This is a genomic window from Rhizobacter sp. P3_B12, from assembly GCF_056402895.1.
On the sequence record NZ_JBFUGN010000939.1, the window covers coordinates 1 to 2403 of the forward strand.

Sequence of the window (2403 nt, forward strand, 5' to 3'; positions counted from 1 at the left end):
GTCGCGAGCCGCGCCCCTCGCGGTGCCCCCAGCCGCGGCCGCGCGCCGACCAGCCCGCGCGTGTACGGATGCGCCGGCGCCGCCAGCACCTGCGCGCCCGGGCCCTCCTCCACCACCGTCCCGCCGTACATCACCATCACGCGCTCGACGCTGCGCGCCATCAGGTCGAGGTCGTGCGAGATCAGCAGCAAGGCCATGCCGCCGTCGGCGACCAGCGTGCCGATCAGCGCCAGGATCTCGCGCTGCAGCGTCGCGTCGAGCGCGGTGGTCGGCTCGTCGGCGATCAGCAGCTCGGGCCCGCAGGCCAGCGCCGTCGCGATCATCACGCGCTGGCGCTGGCCGCCGGACAGCTGGTGCGGCCGCGCATCGAGCCGCTGCGCCGCCTGCGGCAGCTGCACGCGCTCGAGCAGGCGCAGCGCCTCGGCGCGTGCGCTGCGCGCATCGAGCCCGCGGTGCACGCGCAAGGGTTCCGACACCGTGCGCCACAGCGGCTGCAGCGGGTCGAGCGCCGTCATCGGCTCCTGGAACACCATCGCGATGCGCCGCCCGCGCAGCGCGCACATCGCATGATCGTCGAGGCCCACCAGCTCCTGCCCATCGAAGCGGATGCTGCCGGTCGCCCGTGCCGCATCCGGCAGCAGGCCCATCAGCGCCAGCGCCGTCATCGACTTGCCGCAACCGCTCTCGCCGATCAGGCCGAGCGTGCGGCCGCGCGCCAGCGTGAGGTCGATGCCGCGCACGGCCTCCACCGGTCCGTGCACCGACGGCAGGCTCACGCGCAGGTCGCGCACCTCCAGCAGCGTGCCCGTCATCGGCGCTGCCCGTCGAGGCGCGGGTCCAGCAGGTCGCGCAGCCCGTCGCCGATCAGGTTCAGCCCCAGCACCGCGAGCGCGATCGCGATGCCCGGGTACAGCGCGAGGTGCGGCGCCTGGTACATCATCTCCTGCGCCTCGTTCAGCATGCGCCCCCAGCTCGGCTGCGGCGGCCGCACGCCCAGGCCCAGGTAGCTGAGCGCCGCTTCGGCCAGGATCGCGACCGCGAACTGGATCGTCACCTGCACGATCAGCGGCGCCGCGATGTTCGGCAGCACATGGTCCAAGGTGATCTGCCGGCGGCTGCGCCCGCAGGCGCGCGCGGCCAGCACGAAATCGCGCGACCACACCGCGCCGGCGGCCGAGCGGCTGATGCGTGCGAACACCGCTGCGTTGAACACCGCGATCGCCGCCACCGCGGTGACGATCCCCGGCCCGGCCAGCGCGGCCAGCATCAGCGCGGTCAGCAGCGCCGGGAACGCGAAGCTGAAATCGGCGCTGCGCATCAGCAGCGCATCGAGCCAGCCGCGCCGGGCCGCGCCGAGCAGGCCGATCGCGGTGCCGAGCACGGCGCCGAGCCCGACGGCCGCCACCCCGACCAGCAGCGAGGTGCGCGCCCCGGCGAGCAGCAGCGACGCGATGTCGCGCCCCAGGCTGTCGGTGCCCAGCCAGTGCGCGGTGGACGGCAGCAGCAGCTTGTTCGGGATGTCGATCTCGGTCGGCGGGTACGGCGTCCAGACGAGCGACAGCCCCACCGCGGCGAGCCACAGCCCGACCAGCACGCAGCCGGCGACGAAGCTCGGGTGGCGTCTCATGGCTGCCTTCATCGGTGGCCCGCCTTCAGCCGCGGGTCGATCGCGACCAGCAGCAGGTCGACCGCGAAGTTGATCGCGATCACCGCCGCCGCGAACAGCATCACCACGTTCTGCACCACCAGCAGGTCGCGGTTCGCGATCGCCTGGAACACCAGCAGCCCGAGCCCCGGCAGCGCGAACACCTTCTCGACGACGATCGCGCCGGTCAGCAGGTTCGCGAACTGCAGCCCCATCACCGTGAGCACCGGCACCAGCGCGTTGCGCAGCACATGGCGCCACAGCACGGCGCGCCGGCCGAGGCCCTGTGCGCGCGCGCTGCGCACGAAATCCTCGCGCATCACCTCGAGCACCGCGCTGCGCGTCACGCGCGCGAGAATCGCGGCCTGCACCGCGGCGAGTGCGACGGCCGGCAGCAGCAGCGAGCGCAGCGCCGCGGCCGGGCCTTCGTCCCAGCCGGCGAAGCCGCCGGCGGGGAACCACTGCAGCTTCACCGCGAACACCAGGATCAGCAGGATCGCGAACCAGAAGCTCGGCACCGCCATGCCGAGCTGGCTGAAGGCCATCACGCCGGCATCGCCGAGCCGGCGGTGGCGCGACGCGGCGAACACGCCGAGTGCGAGGGCGAACACCGTCGTCAGCACCATCGCGATCAGCGCGAGCGGCAGCGTGACGAGCAGCCGCTCGGCCAGCAGCTCGGCGATCGGTGCGTCGTACGCGACGCTGCGGCCGAGCTCGCCGCTCGCCAGGCCACGCAGCCAGCGGCCGTAGCGCACGAG

3 protein-coding genes are annotated in these 2403 nt (G+C 73.7%); all 3 read right to left on the reverse strand.

The annotated features are described in order from the left end of the window. Positions 1-812: ABC transporter ATP-binding protein (locus tag AC1D01_RS30390; protein ID WP_477873064.1), on the reverse strand; the 812-nt coding region annotated here is incomplete at its 3' end. Further along, positions 809-1627 carry an ABC transporter permease gene (locus AC1D01_RS30395; RefSeq protein WP_477873066.1) on the reverse strand — a complete coding sequence of 273 codons (819 nt, stop codon included), beginning with the start codon at positions 1625-1627 and terminating at the stop codon, positions 809-811. The genes AC1D01_RS30395 and AC1D01_RS30390, both read right to left, overlap by 4 nt. A gap of 8 nt (positions 1628-1635) precedes the next feature. Further along, on the reverse strand, positions 1636-2403 hold a 768-nt coding region (locus tag AC1D01_RS30400; RefSeq protein WP_477873068.1), incomplete at its 5' end, for an ABC transporter permease.

Excerpts from the sequence above, each read along its gene's own strand:
- AC1D01_RS30395 (WP_477873066.1), bottom strand. The coding sequence starts at position 1,627 with ATGAGACGCCACCCGAGCTTCGTCGCCGGCTGCGTGCTGGTCGGGCTG.